The organism is Pseudomonas sp. MWU12-2319, assembly GCF_023242525.1.
GTDB lineage: Bacteria > Pseudomonadota > Gammaproteobacteria > Pseudomonadales > Pseudomonadaceae > Aquipseudomonas > Aquipseudomonas gingeri_D.
The window spans coordinates 141640-160559 of the sequence record NZ_JALJES010000011.1; the positions used below are offsets into that span (position 1 = coordinate 141640).

Annotated in this window: 18 protein-coding genes and 1 pseudogene; 13 read left to right on the forward strand and 6 right to left on the reverse strand. The window is 62.1% G+C overall.

All coding sequences use genetic code 11. The features are described 5' to 3' along the window. The first annotated feature begins 4 nt into the window (after nt 1-4). The 7 genes from M5C01_RS19045 (at nt 5) to hisC (ending at nt 5857) form a co-directional block, all read left to right on the forward strand. Nucleotides 5-664, forward strand: a complete 660-nt coding sequence (locus M5C01_RS19045; RefSeq protein ID WP_152740052.1) for an ABC transporter substrate-binding protein — start codon at nt 5-7, stop codon at nt 662-664. Continuing rightward, the gene (locus tag M5C01_RS19050; RefSeq protein ID WP_100942236.1) at nt 657-962 is read left to right on the forward strand and encodes an STAS domain-containing protein; all 306 of its coding nucleotides are present in this window, start codon (nt 657-659) and stop codon (nt 960-962) included. The genes M5C01_RS19045 and M5C01_RS19050 overlap by 8 nt, the downstream gene beginning before the upstream one ends. Before the next feature lie 116 nt (nt 963-1078). Continuing rightward, complete coding sequence (locus M5C01_RS19055; RefSeq protein ID WP_103498065.1) at nt 1079-1318, forward strand: BolA family protein; 240 nt, start codon at nt 1079-1081, stop codon at nt 1316-1318. A gap of 24 nt (nt 1319-1342) precedes the next feature. Continuing rightward, complete coding sequence (gene murA / locus M5C01_RS19060) at nt 1343-2608, forward strand: UDP-N-acetylglucosamine 1-carboxyvinyltransferase (protein ID WP_100942234.1); 1266 nt, start codon at nt 1343-1345, stop codon at nt 2606-2608. Between the two features lie 88 nt (nt 2609-2696). Beyond that, on the forward strand, nt 2697-3332 hold the full coding sequence (gene hisG, locus M5C01_RS19065) for an ATP phosphoribosyltransferase (protein WP_103498064.1): 636 nt from the start codon (nt 2697-2699) through the stop codon (nt 3330-3332). A gap of 141 nt (nt 3333-3473) precedes the next feature. Beyond that, a complete protein-coding gene (gene hisD / locus M5C01_RS19070; RefSeq protein ID WP_103498063.1) occupies nt 3474-4808 on the forward strand; it encodes a histidinol dehydrogenase in 1335 nt (444 codons plus the stop codon). Next, a complete protein-coding gene (gene hisC / locus M5C01_RS19075) occupies nt 4805-5857 on the forward strand; it encodes a histidinol-phosphate transaminase (protein ID WP_152740051.1) in 1053 nt (350 codons plus the stop codon). The genes hisD and hisC overlap by 4 nt, the downstream gene beginning before the upstream one ends. A gap of 120 nt (nt 5858-5977) precedes the next feature. On the opposite strand, the gene algW is transcribed toward hisC, so the two are convergent. Next, nucleotides 5978-7135: a Do family serine endopeptidase AlgW gene (algW, locus tag M5C01_RS19080; protein ID WP_152740050.1), complete on the reverse strand. Its 1158-nt coding sequence runs from the start codon at nt 7133-7135 to the stop codon at nt 5978-5980. Between the two features lie 102 nt (nt 7136-7237). Between algW and M5C01_RS19085 the strand changes: the two genes are divergently transcribed. The 3 genes from M5C01_RS19085 to cysN all read left to right on the forward strand — a co-directional run bounded on the left by M5C01_RS19085 (nt 7238) and on the right by cysN (nt 10962). Continuing rightward, the gene (locus tag M5C01_RS19085; protein WP_152740049.1) at nt 7238-7996 is read left to right on the forward strand and encodes a Nif3-like dinuclear metal center hexameric protein; all 759 of its coding nucleotides are present in this window, start codon (nt 7238-7240) and stop codon (nt 7994-7996) included. 136 nt (nt 7997-8132) lie between these two features. Continuing rightward, nucleotides 8133-9050 (forward strand): sulfate adenylyltransferase subunit CysD, encoded by a 918-nt coding sequence (gene cysD / locus M5C01_RS19090; protein ID WP_100942227.1) that lies wholly within the window; start codon nt 8133-8135, stop codon nt 9048-9050. 13 nt (nt 9051-9063) lie between these two features. Next, a complete protein-coding gene (gene cysN / locus M5C01_RS19095; RefSeq protein ID WP_103498058.1) occupies nt 9064-10962 on the forward strand; it encodes a sulfate adenylyltransferase subunit CysN in 1899 nt (632 codons plus the stop codon). A gap of 199 nt (nt 10963-11161) precedes the next feature. Here cysN and M5C01_RS19100 read toward each other — a convergent pair whose 3' ends face one another. The 4 genes and pseudogenes from M5C01_RS19100 to M5C01_RS19115 form a co-directional block, all read right to left on the reverse strand. After that, nucleotides 11162-11620, reverse strand: coding sequence for a transposase (locus M5C01_RS19100; protein ID WP_152740047.1), 459 nt, complete (start codon nt 11618-11620; stop codon nt 11162-11164). A gap of 266 nt (nt 11621-11886) precedes the next feature. Continuing rightward, the gene (locus M5C01_RS19105) at nt 11887-12792 is read right to left on the reverse strand and encodes an acyltransferase (protein ID WP_152740046.1); all 906 of its coding nucleotides are present in this window, start codon (nt 12790-12792) and stop codon (nt 11887-11889) included. Then, nucleotides 12793-14892, reverse strand: coding sequence for a phosphate acetyltransferase (pta, locus tag M5C01_RS19110; RefSeq protein ID WP_152740045.1), 2100 nt, complete (start codon nt 14890-14892; stop codon nt 12793-12795). A 57-nt stretch (nt 14893-14949) separates the two neighbouring features. Then, nucleotides 14950-15252: pseudogene (locus M5C01_RS19115) on the reverse strand (DUF3565 domain-containing protein); the annotation flags it as partial. 5 nt (nt 15253-15257) lie between these two features. On the opposite strand from M5C01_RS19115, the gene M5C01_RS19120 reads away from it, so the two are divergent. The 3 genes from M5C01_RS19120 to M5C01_RS19130 all read left to right on the forward strand — a co-directional run bounded on the left by M5C01_RS19120 (nt 15258) and on the right by M5C01_RS19130 (nt 17624). Further along, nucleotides 15258-15743, forward strand: coding sequence for a peptidylprolyl isomerase (locus M5C01_RS19120; protein WP_103498239.1), 486 nt, complete (start codon nt 15258-15260; stop codon nt 15741-15743). Between the two features lie 137 nt (nt 15744-15880). Further along, a complete protein-coding gene (locus tag M5C01_RS19125) occupies nt 15881-16363 on the forward strand; it encodes a glutathione peroxidase (protein WP_103498238.1) in 483 nt (160 codons plus the stop codon). Nucleotides 16364-16520: 157 nt separating this feature from the next. Continuing rightward, nucleotides 16521-17624, forward strand: coding sequence for an NADH:flavin oxidoreductase (locus M5C01_RS19130; RefSeq protein ID WP_152740044.1), 1104 nt, complete (start codon nt 16521-16523; stop codon nt 17622-17624). Between the two features lie 6 nt (nt 17625-17630). On the opposite strand, the gene M5C01_RS19135 is transcribed toward M5C01_RS19130, so the two are convergent. After that, the gene (locus M5C01_RS19135) at nt 17631-18854 is read right to left on the reverse strand and encodes a glycosyltransferase family 1 protein (RefSeq protein WP_152740043.1); all 1224 of its coding nucleotides are present in this window, start codon (nt 18852-18854) and stop codon (nt 17631-17633) included. Between the last annotated feature and the right edge of the window lie 66 nt (nt 18855-18920).

Here is an 18920-nt window from a genome sequence, read left to right on the forward strand (position 1 = left end):
TTCCATGATCTCGATGTTGCGACGTAGTCTGTTGGTGCTGCTGGCGACCTTGCCTCTTATGGGCAACGCCATGGCGGACACGTCGGCCCATGACCTGGTCAAGAGCACCACTGACCGGATGCTGGCCGACCTGACCGCGAACAAGGCCCAGTACAAGCAGAACCCCCAGGCCTTCTACGATGCGCTTAACAGCATCGTCGGCCCGGTGGTGGACGCCGAAGGTATTTCCAAAAGCATCATGACGGTCAAGTACTCGCGCAAGGCCACGCCCGAGCAGATGAAAACCTTCGAGGAGAACTTCAAGAAGGGGCTGTTCCAGTTCTACGGCAACGCTTTACTGGAGTACAACAACCAGGGCATCACCGTCGACGCGCCGAAGGATGAGTCGGGCGATCGCACCAGCGTCGGCATGACCGTCAAAGGCAACAATGGCGCCGTCTATCCGGTTTCCTACACCCTTGAGAAAATCAATGGCGAGTGGAAACTGCGCAACGTGATCATCAACGGCATCAATATCGGCAAGCTGTTCCGCGATCAGTTCGCCGACGCGATGCAGCGCAACGGTAACAACCTGGACCAGACCATCAACAACTGGGCCGGCGAAGTGGAGAAGGCCAAGGCCGAGTCCGAGAAAAACCCACAGAAGGCGGCGCAGAGTGAGTGAAGCCAGCGTTCGCGCCGGTGAGGCCGGTGAAGTGCTGCTGGCCGGTGTGATCGACTACAGCACCGGCCCGGCCTTGCGCAAGGACGGGCAGGCGCTGATCAAGGCCAGCACCGCGCCGGCCCTGGTGGTCGACTGTTCCGCGGTGGAGAAATCCAGCAGTGTCGGCCTGGCCTTGCTGCTGGCATTCATGCGTGACGCCGCCGAGGGTGGCAAATCCCTGAGTATTCGCGCCATGCCGCAAGACATGCGTGAAATCGCCGAGGTTTCCGAGTTGACGGAGATCCTCGGCGTTCATTGACAGTGCCATGAATAAAGAAGCCCCCCGTCAGAGTCCTGCAATGCGGGGTTCGCAGGCGCGGGGCTTTTTTGTATGATGGCCGACCCGCGCGCGTTGGGCGCCGATTGAGGTTGAGCATGCAGGCCATAGAAGTGAAGAGCTTCCTTGAGGGAAAGCTGCCGGGAAGCCGTGTTGAAGTTGAAGGCGAAGGCTGCAACTTCCAGCTGAATGTGATTAGCGACGAACTGGTGGCCCTGAGCCCGGTGAAGCGTCAGCAGAGCATCTATGCCCATTTGAACCCGTGGATCGCCGATGGCAGCATCCATGCGGTCACTATGAAATTTTTCAGCCGCGCGGCCTGGGCCGAGCGCACCTGAGCCTGAATTGGCGTCGAGACCCTTATGGACAAACTGATTATTACTGGCGGCGTTCGTCTTGATGGCGAAATCCGCATTTCCGGGGCGAAGAACTCCGCCCTGCCGATCCTGGCCGCCACGTTGTTGTGCGATGGCCCGGTGACCGTGGCCAACCTGCCGCACCTGCACGACATCACCACCATGATCGAGCTGTTCGGGCGCATGGGCATTGAGCCGGTGATCGACGAGAAGCTCAGCGTGGAAATCGATCCGCGCACCATCAAGACCCTGATCGCGCCTTACGAGCTGGTGAAAACCATGCGCGCCTCGATCCTGGTGCTGGGCCCGATGGTCGCCCGTTTCGGTGAAGCCGAAGTCGCCCTGCCTGGCGGTTGCGCCATCGGCTCGCGTCCGGTGGACCTGCACATTCGTGGCCTGGAAGCCATGGGCGCGGTGATCGACGTCGAAGGCGGCTACATCAAGGCCAAGGCGCCGGAAGGCGGCCTGCGCGGGGCAAACTTCTTCTTCGATACCGTCTCCGTGACCGGTACCGAGAACATCATGATGGCCGCTTCCCTGGCCCGTGGCCGCAGCGTGCTGCAGAACGCCGCGCGCGAGCCGGAAGTGGTCGACCTGGCGAACTTCCTCAACGCCATGGGCGCCAAGGTCAGCGGTGCCGGCACCGACACCATCACCATCGACGGTGTGGAGCGCCTGCATTCGGCCACCTACAAGGTGATGCCGGACCGTATCGAAACCGGTACCTACCTGGTGGCCGCGGCTGCCACTGGTGGCCGGGTCAAGGTCAAGGACACCGATCCGACCATTCTCGAAGCCGTGCTCGAGAAGCTGAAGGAGTCCGGTGCTGAAATCACCACCGGTGAAGACTGGATCGAGCTGAACATGCATGGCAAGCGTCCGAAGGCCGTCAACGTGCGCACCGCGCCGTATCCGGCATTCCCGACCGACATGCAGGCCCAGTTCATTTCGCTCAACGCCATTGCCGAAGGCACCGGCGCGGTGATCGAGACGATTTTCGAAAACCGTTTCATGCACGTGTACGAGCTGCATCGCATGGGCGCCAAGATCCAGGTCGAAGGCAACACCGCCATCGTGACCGGTACCGAACGCCTGAAAGGCGCGCCGGTCATGGCCACCGACCTGCGGGCTTCGGCCAGTCTGGTGATTTCGGCCCTGACCGCTGAAGGCGACACGCTGATCGACCGCATCTACCACATCGACCGTGGTTATGAGTGCATCGAAGAGAAGTTGCAGATGCTCGGTGCCAAGATCCGCCGCGTTCCGGGCTAGTGTTGTCCCCCTTTGCCGGTGCGAGCCTGCTCGCGCCGACAAGGGAGAATGAGCCTTACTGATACAGGTTGAAGGACTTAGTTTCCCCATGCTGACCATTGCACTGTCCAAGGGCCGCATTCTCGATGACACCCTGCCGCTGCTTGCAGAAGCGGGCATCGTGCCGACCGAGAATCCGGACAAGAGCCGCAAGCTGATCATTCCCACGACCCAGGCCGATGTGCGCCTGCTGATCGTCCGGGCCACCGACGTGCCGACCTATGTCGAGCATGGCGCGGCCGACCTCGGTGTGGCCGGTAAAGATGTGCTGATGGAATACGGCGGCCAGGGTCTGTATGAACCCCTGGACCTGCAGATCGCCCAATGCCGGCTGATGACCGCCGGTGCTATCGGTGCCGTCGAGCCCAAGGGCCGCCTGCGGGTGGCGACCAAGTTCGTCAACGTCGCCAAGCGCTACTATGCCGAACAGGGGCGTCAGGTCGATATCATCAAGCTCTACGGCTCGATGGAGCTGGCACCGCTGATCGGCCTGGCCGACAAGATCATCGACGTTGTCGACACCGGCAATACCCTGCGGGCCAACGGTCTGGAACCCCAGGAGCTGATCGCGACCATCAGTTCGCGCCTGGTGGTGAACAAGGCCTCGATGAAAATGCAGCACGCCCGCATCCAGTCCCTGATCGATACCCTGCGCAAGGCAGTGGAATCGCGACACCGCAGCTGATTCAATTGCGCGGCCTTGAGCCGCGCCCATCTATCCGTGTCATAGCCAGAATTCTCAGGTGCCCACGCGGATGGCTTGGTAGTCTTGCGGCGCCTGAGATCTGCTGTTCCCAAGCATTCGCCAATTATTGAGGCCCACGCTATGACCACGTCCAACGCAATTCGCCGACTCAACGCTGCCGATCCCGACTTCGCTCATCATCTGGATCATCTGCTGAGCTGGGAAAGTGTGTCCGACGACTCGGTCAACCAGCGGGTGCTCGATATCATCAAGGCCGTGCGCGAGCGCGGCGATGCGGCGCTGGTGGAGTTCACCCAGCGTTTCGACGGCCTGGAAGTCGCTTCCATGGCCGACCTGATCCTGCCCCGTGAGCGCCTCGAACTGGCCCTGACGCGGATCACCGCGCCACAGCGCGAAGCCTTGGAAAAGGCCGCCGAGCGCGTGCGCAGCTACCACGAAAAACAGAAGCAGGATTCCTGGAGCTACACCGAGGCCGACGGCACGGTGCTGGGCCAGAAGGTCACGCCGCTGGATCGTGCCGGCTTGTACGTGCCGGGTGGCAAGGCGTCCTATCCGTCTTCGGTGCTGATGAACGCGATTCCGGCCAAGGTGGCGGGGGTTGCCGAAGTGGTGATGGTGGTGCCGACGCCCCGTGGCGAAATCAACGAGCTGGTGCTGGCGGCGGCGTGCATCGCCGGGGTCGACCGGGTGTTCACCATCGGCGGCGCCCAGGCGGTGGCGGCTTTGGCCTATGGCACCGAGAGCGTGCCCAAGGTCGACAAGGTGGTCGGCCCCGGCAATATCTATGTGGCCACGGCCAAGCGCCACGTGTTCGGTCAGGTCGGTATCGACATGATCGCCGGCCCGTCGGAGATCCTTGTGGTCTGCGACGGCCAGACCGACCCGGACTGGATCGCCATGGACCTGTTTTCCCAGGCCGAGCATGACGAAGATGCCCAGGCCATCCTGGTCAGCCCGGACGCCGCGTTCCTCGACCAGGTCGCCGCGAGCATCGCCAAGCTGCTGCCGACCATGGAGCGTGCGGCGATTATCGAGACCTCGATCAACGGCCGTGGCGCCTTGATCCAGGTGCGAGATATGCAGCAGGCGATTGATGTGGCCAACCGCATCGCCCCGGAGCACCTTGAGCTGTCGGTCGCCGACCCGCAGGCCTGGCTGCCGCAGATCCGTCACGCCGGGGCGATCTTCATGGGTCGTCACACCTCCGAGGCCCTGGGCGACTACTGCGCCGGTCCCAACCATGTGTTGCCGACTTCCGGCACCGCACGCTTCTCGTCACCGCTGGGGGTGTATGACTTCCAGAAACGTTCGTCGATCATTTTCTGCTCGGAGCAGGGCGCGTCCGAGCTGGGCAAGACCGCTTCGGTGCTGGCCCGTGGAGAGTCGTTGAGCGCCCACGCCCGTAGTGCGGAATATCGGATTGTCGCTGATAAGGAACAGGGGAAACCAGCATGAGCAAGTTCTGGAGCAAATTCGTCAAGGACCTGGTGCCCTATGTGCCGGGTGAGCAACCGAAGCTGACCAAGCTGGTCAAGCTCAACACCAATGAGAACCCCTACGGTCCTTCGCCCAAGGCTCTGGCCGCGATGCAGGCGGAAGTGAACGACAATCTGCGTCTGTACCCGGACCCCAACGGCGACCTGCTCAAGCACGCCGTGGCCGAGTACTACGGCGTGAACACCAACCAGGTGTTTCTCGGCAACGGCTCCGACGAGGTCCTGGCCCACATCTTCTACGGTCTGTTCCAGCAGGATCGACCCTTGCTGTTCCCGGATATCAGCTACAGCTTCTACCCGGTGTACTGCGGCCTGTACGGGATCACCTTCGACGCCTTGCCGCTGGACGAACAGTTCCAGATTCGCGTGGCGGACTACGCGCGGCCCAACGGCGGGATCATTTTCCCCAACCCGAACGCGCCGACCGGTTGCCTGCTGGCGCTGGACGCGGTGGAGCAGATACTCAAGGCCAGCCCGGATTCGGTGGTGGTGGTCGACGAGGCCTATATCGACTTCGGCGGCGAAACAGCCATCGGCCTGGTGGACCGTTACCCGAACCTGCTGGTGACCCAGACCCTGTCCAAGTCGCGTTCCCTGGCGGGACTGCGGGTCGGCCTGGCGGTCGGGCACCCGGACCTGATCGAGGCCCTGGAGCGGATCAAGAACAGCTTCAACTCCTACCCGCTGGACCGCATGGCGATTGCCGGTGCGGCGGCGGCGTTCGAGGACAAGGCGTACTTCGAAGAGAGCTGCCGCAAGGTGATCGACAGTCGCGAGTGGCTGGTGGCGCAGTTGCAGGCCAAGGGTTTCGAGGTGCTGCCGTCGGCGGCGAACTTCATCTTCGCCCGTCACCCGCAACACGATGCGGCGGCGCTGGCGGCCAAGGTCCGGGAGCAGGGCGTGATCGTGCGGCACTTCAAGCAGGAGCGCATTGCCCAGTTCCTGCGGATCACCATCGGTTTGCCGGCTCAGAACCAGGCCCTGATCGACGCCTTGGGCGTACTCTAGGCCGTCTTCGCGGACAAACTCCGCTCCCATAGACTCCGAGTCGTACGCGAGATTCGGAGTCAATTTGATTTCTGTGGGAGTGGCGCTTGGTCCGGTCAGCGTTCCGACGAAGCTTTTGCCTTATTCCTCTTCCTGCGGCGGCGTCTGCTGCGGTGGCCGCAGGCCGATTTCCGCCATCAGCTTGAGCTCCTTGCCGTTGCGCAGCACCTGGATGGCCACCTTGTCGGTCGGCTTGATCCGCGCCACCTGATTCATCGAACGACGACCGTCCGTGGCCGGCTCGCCGTCGATGCTGAGAATCACATCCCCCAGTTGCAAACCGGCTTTCTGCGCCGGACCGTCACGGAACACGCCCGCCACCACGATGCCCGGACGCCCGCTGAGGCCGAACGACTCCGCCAGGTCCTGGGTCAGGGGCTGCACCTCGATCCCCAGCCAGCCACGAATCACCTGGCCGTGCTCGATGATCGCCTTCATCACTTCCACCGCCAGATTGATCGGAATCGCAAAGCCGATGCCCTGGGAGCCGCCGGACTTGGAGAAGATCGCCGTATTGATACCGGTCAGGTTGCCGTTGGCATCCACCAGCGCGCCGCCGGAGTTGCCGGGGTTGATCGCCGCGTCGGTCTGGATGAAGTCTTCATAGTTGTTCAGGCCCAGCTGGTTGCGGCCGGTGGCGCTGATAATGCCCATGGTGGTGGTCTGGCCGACCCCGAACGGGTTGCCGATGGCCAGGGCGATATCGCCGATGCGGATCTGGTCGGAACGGCCGATGGTGATCGACGGCAGGTTCGGCAGATCGATCTTGAGCACCGCCAGGTCGGTTTCCGGGTCGCTGCCGACCACCTTGGCCAGGGTTTCACGGCCATCCTTGAGGGCCACCACTATCTGGTCGGCCCCGGCGGTCACGTGGTTGTTGGTCAGCAGGTAGCCGGTGGAACTCATGATCACCGCCGAGCCCAGGCTCGACTCCATGCGCTTCTGCTTGGGCAGGTTGTCGCCGAAGAAGCGCCGGAACTGTGGGTCCTCGAACAGCGGATGAGTGTTCTTGTTGACCATCTTGGTGGTGTACAGGTTGGCCACCGCCGGCGCGGCCAGGTCCACCGCGTCGGCATAGGAGTACGGACCCTGCTGGTGAAAGGTGGTCTGCGGCGCCTGTTGCAGGTTCACATCGAGGTTGGGCAGGCCGACCCATTGCGGGTAGCGCTGGATGATCAGCAAAGCCACCAGCACACCGGCCAGCAGCGGCCAGCCAAAGAAACGCAGAGCCTTGAGCATTGAGCAAAGTCCTGGAAGGTTGCAGGCCATGTCGGACGGCCCATAATGTGGCGCATTATACGAGGCCGCGGGCGCCTCTGAATGGGATATTCAGGAGTTTTTATGGCGGTTTCATTGAATACGCTGGTCGAGGAAGCGGATCGCTTTCTGAACAGCGCGCGGATTGCCGACTATTGCCCCAATGGCTTGCAGGTCGAGGGCCGGCCACAGGTGATGCGCATCGTCAGCGGCGTCACCGCCAGCCAGGCGCTGCTGGATGCGGCCGTCGAAGCCCAGGCCGACCTGATTCTGGTGCACCACGGTTATTTCTGGAAGGGCGAGGACCCTTGTGTCACCGGCATGAAGCAGCGCCGCTTGAAGACCCTGCTCAAGCACGACATCAGCCTGCTGGCCTATCACCTGCCGTTGGACCTGCATCCGGAGGTCGGTAACAACGTGCAGTTGGCGCGGCAGCTGGATATTACCGTGGAAGGCCCTCTGGACCCGGACAACCCGAAGATTGTCGGGCTGGTGGGGTCCCTGACCGAGCCGATGACCGCCCGTGACTTCGCGCGCAAGGTCCAGGAAGTGCTGGGGCGCGAGCCGTTGCTGATCGAGGGCGACGACATGATCCGCCGGGTCGGCTGGTGCACCGGCGGCGGCCAGGGCTATATCGACCAGGCGGTGTTGGCCGGTGTCGACCTGTACCTGAGTGGCGAGGCCTCCGAGCAGACTTTCCATAGCGCGCGGGAGAATGGCATCAGCTTTATCGCCGCCGGTCATCACGCTACCGAGCGTTATGGCGTGCAGACGCTGGGCGAGTACCTGGCGCGGCGTTTCGCGGTGGAGCATCTGTTTATCGATTGTCCGAACCCGATCTGAGCGGTCAAACGCCCCGGTATATTCTTATACCGTTTCGATCTAGTCGGCCCCCTCAATAGAATAGGGTGCTGTGCTAGCATGCCTCGCTCGAACACGGCCCGCTGGCCGTCCATAAGAACGCTTTTCGTGAGTAGCCATGGTCGACAAACTGACGCATCTGAAACAGCTGGAGGCGGAAAGCATCCATATCATCCGCGAGGTGGCCGCCGAGTTCGATAATCCGGTGATGCTGTACTCCATCGGTAAAGACTCCGCCGTGATGCTGCACCTGGCGCGCAAGGCGTTTTTCCCGGGCAAGCTGCCGTTTCCGGTGATGCATGTCGACACCCGCTGGAAATTCCAGGAGATGTACAGCTTCCGCGACAAGATGGTTGCCGAGCTGGGCCTGGACCTGATCACCCATGTGAACCCGGACGGCGTGGCGCAGGGCATCAACCCCTTCACCCACGGCAGCGCCAAGCACACCGACATCATGAAGACCGAGGGCCTCAAGCAGGCCCTGGACAAGTACGGTTTCGATGCGGCTTTCGGCGGCGCCCGGCGTGACGAAGAGAAGTCGCGGGCCAAGGAACGCGTCTACTCCTTCCGCGACAGCAAGCACCGCTGGGACCCGAAGAACCAGCGTCCGGAGTTGTGGAACGTCTACAACGGCAAGGTCAACAAAGGCGAGTCGATCCGCGTCTTCCCATTGTCGAACTGGACCGAGCTGGACATCTGGCAGTACATCTACCTCGAAGGCATCCCGATCGTGCCGCTGTATTTCGCCGCCGAGCGCGACGTCATCGAGAAGAACGGCACCCTGATCATGATCGACGACGAGCGGATCCTCGAGCACCTGTCCGACGAGGACAAGGCGCGCATCGTCAAGAAGAAGGTGCGTTTCCGTACCCTTGGCTGCTACCCGTTGACGGGCGCGGTGGAGTCCGAGGCTGAAACCCTCACGGACATCATTCAGGAAATGCTCCTGACGCGTACTTCCGAGCGCCAGGGCCGGGTCATCGACCACGATGGTGCCGGTTCGATGGAAGACAAGAAACGTCAGGGCTATTTCTAAACAGGGTCTAAGCATGTCGCATCAATCTGATTTGATCAGCGAGGACATCCTCGCCTACCTGGGCCAGCACGAGCGTAAAGAACTGCTGCGTTTCCTGACCTGCGGTAACGTCGACGACGGCAAGAGCACCCTGATCGGGCGCCTGCTGCACGACTCCAAGATGATCTACGAAGACCATCTGGAAGCCATCACCCGCGATTCGAAGAAAGTCGGCACCACCGGTGACGACATCGACCTGGCCTTGCTGGTCGACGGCCTGCAGGCCGAGCGCGAGCAGGGCATCACCATCGATGTCGCCTACCGCTATTTCTCCACCGCCAAGCGCAAATTCATCATCGCCGACACCCCCGGCCATGAGCAGTACACCCGCAACATGGCCACCGGTGCCTCCACCTGTGACCTGGCGATCATCCTGGTGGACGCCCGCTACGGCGTGCAGACCCAGACCCGTCGCCACAGCTTTATCGCCTCGTTGCTGGGGATCAAGCATATCGTCGTCGCCATCAACAAGATGGACCTCAAGGACTTCGACCAGGGCGTGTTCGAGTCGATCAAGGCCGACTACCTGAAGTTCGCCGAGGGCTTGAAGCTGAAGCCGACCAGCATGCACTTCGTGCCGATGTCGGCCTTGAAGGGCGACAACGTGGTGAACAAGAGCGAGCGCTCGCCCTGGTACACCGGCCAGTCGCTGATGGAGATCCTCGAAACCGTGGAAGTGGCGGGCGACCGTAACTTCACCGACCTGCGTTTCCCGGTGCAGTACGTCAACCGGCCGAACCTGAACTTCCGTGGCTTTGCCGGCACCCTGGCGAGCGGCATCGTGAAGAAGGGCGACGACGTGGTGGTGCTGCCTTCGGGCAAGAGCAGCCGGGTGAAGTCCATTGTCACCTTCGAAGGCGAGCTGGAAAGCGCCGGTCCCGGCCAGGCCGTGACCCTGACCATGGAAGACGAGATCGACATCTCCCGTGGCGACCTGCTGGTGCATGCCGACAATGTGCCGCCGGTGACCGACAGCTTCGAGGCCATGCTGGTCTGGATGGCCGAGGAGCCGATGCTGCCGGGCAAGAAATACGACATCAAGCGCGCTACCAGCTACGTTCCGGGTTCGATTGCCAGCATCGTCAACAAGGTCGATGTGAACACTCTGGAAGAAGGCCCGGCCAGCGCCTTGCAGTTGAACGAGATCGGCAAGGTCAAGATCGCCCTGGACGCGCCGATTGCCCTGGACGGTTACGACAGCAACCGCACCACCGGCTCGTTCATCATCATTGATCGTCTGACCAATGGCACCGTCGGCGCCGGCATGATCGTCGCCCAGCCGCTGGCCCATGGCAGCGCCACCCATCACGGCAAGCTGGCCCATGTGGCCACCGAGGAACGCGCCCAGCGTTTCGGCCAGCAACCGGCGACGGTGCTGTTCACCGGTCTGTCGGGCGCGGGCAAGAGCACCCTGGCTTACGCCGTGGAGCGCAAGCTGTTCGATCTGGGTCGTGCGGTGTTTGTGCTGGACGGCCAGAACCTGCGTCATGACCTGAACAAGGGCTTGCCGCAGGATCGTGCCGGGCGTACCGAGAACTGGCGGCGTGCCGCGCATGTGGCGCGTCAGTTCAACGAGGCGGGTTTGCTGACATTGGCCGCGTTCGTCGCGCCGGATGCCGAGGGCCGCGAACAGGCCAAGGCGCTGATCGGTAGCGAACGTGTGTTGACGGTCTATGTCCAGGCTTCGCCGCAGGCTTGCCAGGAACGTGATCCCCAGGGCCTGTACGCGGCCGGTGGCGATAACATTCCGGGCGAGTCGTTCCCCTACGACGTGCCGCTGGATGCCGATCTGGTAGTGGATACGCAAGCACTGTCGTTGGAAGACAGCGTGAAGCAAGTCCTGGAGCTGTTGCGCCAGCGCGGCGCGATCTAAGGACCGGTCGCATCAGAAAGCCCGCAGTCGAGTGATCGGCTGCGGGTTTTTTTGCGCTCTGGAGATTGTCTTCGCGGGCAAGCCCTGCTCCTACAGGTTTGTGTCGTATGCAAAATCTGTGATCGACTACAGGACTGTAGGAGCAGGGCTTGTCGGGGCGCCGAACCGCCGCGAAGAGGCCCACGAACTCACTACAAAACTAAAGCCAGACAGCATCCCAAAGCGGGTAATCCCCAACCCGCGTTACCAGCCCTGCCCGCAATGGATTTGCAACGATGTAACGCGCCATGGCCGGCAAGTCTTCTTCCCGGCGTAAAGCCCGATCATGGAAGCCTTTTTGCCAGAGTGGCCCCACACGGTCCATCCGTTGGTTGACTGCAAGCGTCGTTCGGGATTTGGTCTTGCCCATCAGTTCCTCAAGACTGGCTTTCTGCAACTCGGCCAACCAATGGAAATGGTCTGGCATCACGACCCAGGCCAAGGCTCTGGCGGAGTACTCTTCCTGTGCGGTTCTGAGGCTGTTTACCAACAGGCGGCCCAGGTAAAAGTCCTGGAAAACCGGTTCGCGGTTTTGGACCACGGCAGTCAGCAGGTAAATCCGGCCGGGCTCTGAGTAGCGTCCGATACGCAAGTGGTTGGCTTTATAGCGAGTCGTCATCCTTGATGCTCCTTGAACGCTTGGAGCCTTGAAGCTACAGGAGGTGTGCCAGGAATGTGGAGGGTATCAAGGGTGCAGGATGTGTCTGGTGGGGTACTCTAGTGGGTGGGTAGCGCGGGATTTTGCGGTGTTTGGGCCGACGTCTTCGCGGCGGTTCGGCGCCCCGACAAGCCCTGCTCCTACAGGTTTGTGTCGTACGCAAAATCCGTGATCGACACTGCACTGTAGGAGCAGGGCTTGCCCGCGAAGAGGCCCTTACAGACGGCTCAAGGTTTGGCGGGATATTCGCGATGCATCTGCGCCAACAACGCGTCCTTCTCTTCCCACAACTGGTTGATCCAGCCCTGGAACGCCAGGCGGTATTCGCCGTCCTGGTCGTAGTTCCTGCCGACAAACTGCGGCGGAACCTTCAGTTCTTCAAAGTGCACCACCACATCCCGCACGTTGCCACACAGCAGATCCCAATACCCCGGCTCGCCGCCCGGATAGTGGATGGTCACGTTGACGATGGACTCCAGTTGCTCGCCCATGGCATCCAGCACAAAGGCGATACCGCCGGCCTTGGGTTTCAGCAGATAACGGAACGGTGACTGCTGCTGCGCATGCTTGCCCTTGGTAAAGCGTGTGCCCTCAGCAAAATTGAAGATACCCACAGGGTTGTCGCGAAACTTCGCGCAGGTCTTGCGGGTGGTTTCCAGGTCCTTGCCTTTCTTTTCCGGGTGCTTCTCCAGATACGCCTTGGAATAGCGCTTCATAAACGGAAAACCCAGGGCCCACCAGGCCAGGCCGATCACCGGGACCCAGATCAGCTCCTGCTTGAGAAAGAACTTCAGTGGCTGGATCTTCCGGTTGAGCACGTACTGCAAGACCATGATGTCGACCCAGCTCTGGTGGTTGCTGGTGACCAGGTAGGAATGCTGGTAGTCCAGGCCCTCCAGGCCGCTGAGGTGCCAGCGGGTGCGGCGGACCAGTTGCATCCAGGCCTTGTTGTTGCTGACCCAGGCCTCATGGGTATGGTTCATCAGCCAGTGGGTGAAACGCTGGGTCAGGGCAAAAGGCAGCACCTTGAACAGCGCCACGCAGAACAGGAAGGAACACAGCAGCACGGTATTCAACGTCAACAGCAGCGAGGCGATCACGCCCCGCAGCGGGGCCGGGAGAAAGTCTAACATTCAGATATCCACAGGTCGGTTGGCGGCTTGGATCGCGGTCAGGGCGATGGTGTAGACGATGTCGTCCACCTGGGCGCCGCGCGGCAGGTCGTTGACCGGCTTGCGCAGGCCTTGCAGCATCGGCCCCAGGCTGACGCAGTCGGCGCTGCGTTGCACCGCCTTGTGGGTGGTGTTGCCGGTGTTCAGGTCAGGGAACACGAACACCGTGGCGCGTCCCGCCACCTGGCTGTTGGGCGCCAGTTGCCGGGCCACGGTTTCGTTGGCCGCGGCGTCGTACTGCAACGGGCCGTCGATCAGCAACGTGCTCTGGGACTCATGGGCCAACAGGGTGGCTTCGCGGACTTTCTCCACTTCCTCGCCACTGGCCGATTCGCCGCTGGAGTAGCTGATCATCGCCACCCGTGGCGTGATCCCGAAGGCCTGGGCCGAGTCGGCGCTTTGCAGGGCGATTTCCGCCAGCTCCGCCGCTGACGGATGGGGGTTCATCACGCAGTCGCCATAGACCAGCACCTGGTCCGGGAACAGCATGAAGAACACCGATGACACCAGGGTGCAACCCGGCGCGGTCTTGATCAGTTGCAGGGCCGGGCGAATGGTGTTGGCGGTGGAGTGGATCACCCCGGAAACCAGTCCGTCGACCTCGTCCAGCGCCAGCATCATGGTGCCGATCACCACGGTGTCTTCCAGTTGCTGCTCAGCCATCGGCGTGTTCAGGCTCTTGCTCTTGCGCAGGGCCACCATGGGCTCGGCGTAGCGCCCGCGAATCAGGTCCGGGTCGAGAATCTCCAGCCCCGGCGGCAGTTCGAAACCATGGGCCCGGGCCACCGCCTCGACTTCCGCCGGCTTGGCCAGCAACACGCAGCGGGCGATGCCCCGGGCCTGGCAGATGGCCGCCGCCTGCACGGTCAACGGTTCGCTGCCTTCGGGCAGGACGATGCGTTTGTTGGCTTCCTGGGCGCGCTGGATCAACTGGTAGCGGAACACCGCCGGGGTCAGGCGCATTTCCCGTGGGGTGCCGCAGCGCTGGTGCAGCCAGTGGGCGTCAAGGTGCCCGGCGACGAAATCGGTGATGATCTCCGCGCGCTCGCGGTCATCGATGGGGATTTCCTTGTTCAGGCCATTGAGCTGGTTGGCGGTGTCGTAGGAGCCGGTGCTCACCGACAACACCGGCAGGCCCGCGGCCATCGCGCCACGACAGAGTTCCATGATGCGCGGATCGGGCAGGGTGTCGCTGGTCAGCAACAGGCCGGCCAGGGGCACGCCGTTCATCGAGGCAATGCTCACGGCGAGGATGATGTCGTCGCGGTCGCCCGGGGTCACCACCAGCACGCCGGGCTTGAGCAGGTCGATGGTATTGCGCACCGTACGGGCGCAGATGATGATCTTGTTCATGCGCCGCTGCTCGTAGTCACCGGCGTTGAGCACCTGGGCGCCGAGCAGTTCGGCGACGTCGCGGGTGCGCGGCGCATTCAGGTCAGGCTGGAACGGAATGCAGCCCAGCAGGCGGAAATCGCCACTGCGCAGCAACGGCGAATGCTCCTTCAGACGGGCAGAGAAGTCGGCCATGCTCTCGTCGGTGCGGACCTTGTTGAGGATCACCCCGAGCACTTTCGGGTCCTTGGGACCTCCGAACAATTGCGCCTGCAATTCGACCCGGCCGGAGAGTTCGCTGAGCACTTCGTTTTCCGCCGCCGAGACCAGGATCACCTCGGCATCCAGGCTCTTGGCCAGGTGCTGGTTGACCCGGGCCGCATAGCTGGCGCTACGGGTCGGAACCATGCCTTCGACCACCAGCACGTCCTTGCCGACGGCGGCCTGTTGGTAGAGGGTGATGATTTCTTCCAGCAGCTCATCGAGCTGGCCGTCGCCGAGCATCCGCTCGACATGGGCCAGACCCAGGGGCTGGGGCGGTTTCAGGCCATGGGTACGGGCCACCAGTTCGGTGGAGCGCTCCGGGCCCAGGTCGCCGGGATGGGGCTGGGCGATGGGTTTGAAAAAGCCGACTTTCAACCCGGCGCGTTCCAGCGTACGGACCAGCCCGAGGCTGATCGAGGTCAGACCCACACCAAAATCGGTGGGCGCGATAAAAAAAGTTTGCATGCGTATTCTCTTGAGGAAGCGCAAGTGCGACGGCCTATGTCTGGTCGTCTGCGAAGTTCAGTCGCCAAGGTTATCGTTAACCGAGCCTCGAGCGCACCAACCACATTCAAAGCCCTGAGCGATTTTTTCCGCGCGCTGCACAGGATCGAGTACCCAGGCGCGCGACTGCCAGGGTGGTTGATGGCGCAGGTGCTGGGTATGGCCGCAGGACAGCTCGGCCACCCAGTGCCCGTCCTCGTCCTGATGAAAGCCGATAATGGTTACAGGCATGGTCTTGGCCCGTCTGTCCGGGTTCAGTTCGCTTTCGGACGAATCCTTGTTTAGACTTGTCCGCTCTTTATTCCTATGCAAAAGGTCTCGCTCATATGACGATCGCTGCCAACAAGGCTGTCTCCATCGACTATACCCTTACCAACGATGCTGGTGAGGTCATCGACAGCTCTGCCGGCGGCGCCCCGCTGGTGTACCTGCACGGTGCCGGCAATATTATCCCAGGTCTGGAAAAGGCCCTGGAAGGCAAGAACGTCGGCGACGAGCTGAAAGTTTCCGTCGAGCCGGAAGATGCCTACGGTGAATACTCCGCTGAACTGGTCAGCACCCTGAGCCGCAGCATGTTCGAAGGTGTCGACGAGCTGGAAGTCGGCATGCAGTTCCACGCTTCCGCTCCGGACGGCCAGATGCAGATCGTCACCATTCGCGACCTGGACGGCGACGATGTCACCGTTGATGGCAACCACCCCCTAGCTGGCCAGCGCCTGACTTTCCAGGTCAAGATCATCGAAATCCGTGATGCCAGCCAGGAAGAAGTCGCCCATGGTCACGTCCATGGCGAAGGCGGCCATCACCACTGATTTCTGCTGCTAAGCTCTGGTAGTTGGAAGGCGCCCACGGGCGCCTTTTTTAGTCAGCCGCGGTTTTTAACTGGAAACCGGTCAGGCTGTCAGGCAACAATGTTCGCGTATAAGTCCGGGAAAAACGGGAGTTCGTCATGAGTGCTTTTCACGATCTGACACTAAAAGCGCTGGATGGTCAGGAACTGCCGCTGGCGCCTTTCAAAGGGCATGTAGTGCTGGTGGTCAACGTGGCTTCCAAGTGCGGCTTGACACCCCAATATGCCGCCCTTGAGCACCTCTATCAGCAATACAAGGCCCAGGGCTTCAGCGTGCTCGGTCTGCCGTGCAACCAGTTTGCCGGGCAGGAACCGGACTCCGAGGAGGAGATCCAGGCGTTCTGCAGCCTGAACTATGGCGTTAGCTTTCCGTTGAGCAGCAAGCTCGAGGTCAACGGTCATGACCGTCACCAGTTGTACCGTCTGCTGGCGGGCGAGGGCGCTGAGTTTCCGGGGGACATCACCTGGAATTTCGAAAAGTTCCTCATGGGCAAGGATGGCCGCGTATTGGCGCGTTTCTCGCCGCGCACCGCTCCGGATGATCCGGCAGTGATCCATGCGATCGAAAAAGCCCTGGCTTGATTCTCGCCCGGTTCGGGCCGCACGCAGGAGCATGTCGACCGGCTGCTCCTGCAACGACTTCTAAAGCTTAATCACTCAGATCAATAGTGCTGGGCGGCGCGTTCATGGCGGAATATTATCCTGATCATAAATTCCCCTTGCGCCGTGGAGTGCTCCCATGCCCGTTAAAGCCCTGTTCCGACCTTTCCATCTTGGCGCGCTGGAGTTGCCGACCCGTGTGGTCATGGCGCCGATGACCCGTTCGTTTTCCCCGGGTGGCGTGCCCAACTCGAAAGTCATCGAGTACTACCGCAAGCGCGCGGCGGCCGGTGTCGGCCTGATCGTCACCGAAGGCACCACGGTCGGTCACCAGGCGTCCAACGGTTACCCGAACGTGCCGCATTTCTACGGCGAAGCGGCCCTGGCCGGCTGGAAAAAAGTCGTCGATGCGGTGCACGCCGAAGGAGGCAAGATCGTTCCGCAGCTCTGGCATGTGGGTAATGTACGGCGCCTGGGCACTGAACCGGATGCCAGCGTGCCGGGCTATGGCCCGAGCGAGAAGCTCAAGGACGGTCAAGTCGTGGTGCACGGCATGACGAAACAGGACATCGACGAGGTGATCGCGGCCTTCGCCCAGGCGGCTCGTGATGCCCAAAGCATCGGCATGGACGGTGTCGAGATCCATGGTGCCCACGGTTACCTGATCGACCAGTTCTTCTGGGAAGGCACCAATCTGCGCACCGACGAATACGGTGGCAGCCTGGCCAACCGTTCGCGTTTTGCCATCGAGCTGATCCAGGCCGTGCGCGCGGCGGTGGGACCGGGCTTCCCGATCATCTTCCGCTTTTCCCAATGGAAGCAGCAGGACTACAGCGCCCGCCTGGTGCAGACGCCAGAGGCCCTGGGCGAGTTCCTCAAGCCGTTGTCTGACGCCGGGGTGGATATTTTCCACTGTTCCACGCGACGTTTCTGGGAGCCGGAGTTCGACGGTTCCGAGCTGAACCTGGCGGGCTGGACTCGCAAGCTGACCGGCAAGCCGACCATCACCGTGGGCAGCGTCGGCCTGGACGGCGAGTTCCTGCAATTCATGGTCAACACCGACAAGGTCGCCCAGCCGGCAAGCCTGGAGAAGCTGCTGGAGCGCCTGGGCAACGATGAGTTCGACCTGGTTGCCGTGGGCCGCGCGCTGCTGGTGGACCCGGATTGGGCGGTGAAAGTGCGCGACGGCCGCGAGCAGGACATCCTGCCGTTCAGCCGTGAGGCGTTGATGAGCCTGGCGTAAGCCCGGTTACAGGTTGCGCGGTGTTTTCAGGATGCCATTGGTCACAACGGCATCCACCGGCAGGGCCGGAGCGCGTCGCTCCACGAGCGGCGCGTCACAGGCCCCACGCAACTGCTTCTCGAACTGCTCGACTATCGCTCCCCAACCTTGCCGGCTGGCATGCTGGCGGGCATTGAGGCGGACATTGCGCAAGGTCTCCCGACCTTCCAGCAACCAGCAGGCGGCATCGCAAAATGCGTCCTCGTCGCCGGGCATGGCCAGCACGCCGTTGTAACCATGGCGGATATGCTGGGCCGCCGCGGCCTCATCGTAAGCCACCACCCCCAACCCGGATGCCAGCGCCTCGAGCACCACATTGCCGAAGGTTTCGGTCAGGCTCGGGAACAGGAACATATCCGCCGACGCATAGTGACAGGCCAGGGCCTCGCCCCGCTGTGTGCCGCAGAACAACGCCTCGGGCATTTCCTTTTCCAGCACGCCACGTTGCGGACCATCGCCGACCACCATCAGCTTCATCCGCCGCTGTGGATAAGTTTCCCGCAGACGCTCGTAGGTGAGCTTGAGCAAGCCGAGGTTCTTCTCGGTCGCCAGTCGCCCGACATACAGCAAGGCGATATCGTCGTCCGCCAGCCCCCAGCTGTCGCGCAGGGCGCTCAAGCGCTTGGCCGGATGGAACAACTGGCTGTCGACGCCGCGGGAGAGCAGTTCCAGGCGCTCGAAATGCCGCCGCTCCAGCTCCATGCGTTGGCTGACGCTGGGCACCAGGGTCAGCTTGGAGCGATTGTGGAACCAGCGCAGATAGTGGGTCAGTACCCGCGTCAGCAAGCCCATGCCGTATTGATGGGAATACTGCTGGAAGTTGGTGTGGAAACCGCTGACCACCGAAATCCCCAAACGCCTGGCCGCACGCAGGGCCGACAAGCCGAGCGGACCTTCGGTGGCGATATACAGCACATCCGGGCGCTGGTTCTTCCAGCGTCGCAGCAACTTGTGCATCGACGACTGCCCCCATTGCAGGCCGGGGTAACCGGGCAGCGGCCAGCCACGGCAGAGCAGCAGTTCGGTATCGCTGGGGCGGGACTGGTCGCAGCTCTGGCGCGGGCGCACCAGCTCGATCTGGTGTCCGCGGGCGCGCAGTCCGTCGCACAAGCGGCCAAGGGTATTGGCCACCCCATTGATTTCCGGTGGGAAGGTTTCGGTGATCAGGGTGATATGCAGAGCTGTCGTCATGTTTACAGTGTCGCCCCGGGCGGTTGCGACACTGTGGCTGTTTGATGATGGATTTGTGACGAGGCC

Coding starts and splice junctions, on each gene's coding strand:
- hisG (WP_103498064.1), top strand. CDS start 2,697: ATGCTGACCATTGCACTGTCCAAGGGCCGCATTCTCGATGACACCCTG.
- M5C01_RS19120 (WP_103498239.1), top strand. CDS start 15,258: ATGACGATCGCTGCCAACAAGGCTGTCTCCATCGACTATACCCTTACC.
- algW (WP_152740050.1), bottom strand. CDS start 7,135: ATGCTCAAGGCTCTGCGTTTCTTTGGCTGGCCGCTGCTGGCCGGTGTG.
- M5C01_RS19055 (WP_103498065.1), top strand. CDS start 1,079: ATGCAGGCCATAGAAGTGAAGAGCTTCCTTGAGGGAAAGCTGCCGGGA.
- M5C01_RS19085 (WP_152740049.1), top strand. CDS start 7,238: ATGGCGGTTTCATTGAATACGCTGGTCGAGGAAGCGGATCGCTTTCTG.
- M5C01_RS19125 (WP_103498238.1), top strand. CDS start 15,881: ATGAGTGCTTTTCACGATCTGACACTAAAAGCGCTGGATGGTCAGGAA.
- pta (WP_152740045.1), bottom strand. CDS start 14,892: ATGCAAACTTTTTTTATCGCGCCCACCGATTTTGGTGTGGGTCTGACC.
- hisD (WP_103498063.1), top strand. CDS start 3,474: ATGACCACGTCCAACGCAATTCGCCGACTCAACGCTGCCGATCCCGAC.
- M5C01_RS19105 (WP_152740046.1), bottom strand. CDS start 12,792: ATGTTAGACTTTCTCCCGGCCCCGCTGCGGGGCGTGATCGCCTCGCTG.
- cysN (WP_103498058.1), top strand. CDS start 9,064: ATGTCGCATCAATCTGATTTGATCAGCGAGGACATCCTCGCCTACCTG.
- cysD (WP_100942227.1), top strand. CDS start 8,133: ATGGTCGACAAACTGACGCATCTGAAACAGCTGGAGGCGGAAAGCATC.
- M5C01_RS19135 (WP_152740043.1), bottom strand. CDS start 18,854: ATGACGACAGCTCTGCATATCACCCTGATCACCGAAACCTTCCCACCG.
- murA (WP_100942234.1), top strand. CDS start 1,343: ATGGACAAACTGATTATTACTGGCGGCGTTCGTCTTGATGGCGAAATC.
- M5C01_RS19045 (WP_152740052.1), top strand. CDS start 5: ATGATCTCGATGTTGCGACGTAGTCTGTTGGTGCTGCTGGCGACCTTG.
- M5C01_RS19130 (WP_152740044.1), top strand. CDS start 16,521: ATGCCCGTTAAAGCCCTGTTCCGACCTTTCCATCTTGGCGCGCTGGAG.
- hisC (WP_152740051.1), top strand. CDS start 4,805: ATGAGCAAGTTCTGGAGCAAATTCGTCAAGGACCTGGTGCCCTATGTG.
- M5C01_RS19100 (WP_152740047.1), bottom strand. CDS start 11,620: ATGACGACTCGCTATAAAGCCAACCACTTGCGTATCGGACGCTACTCA.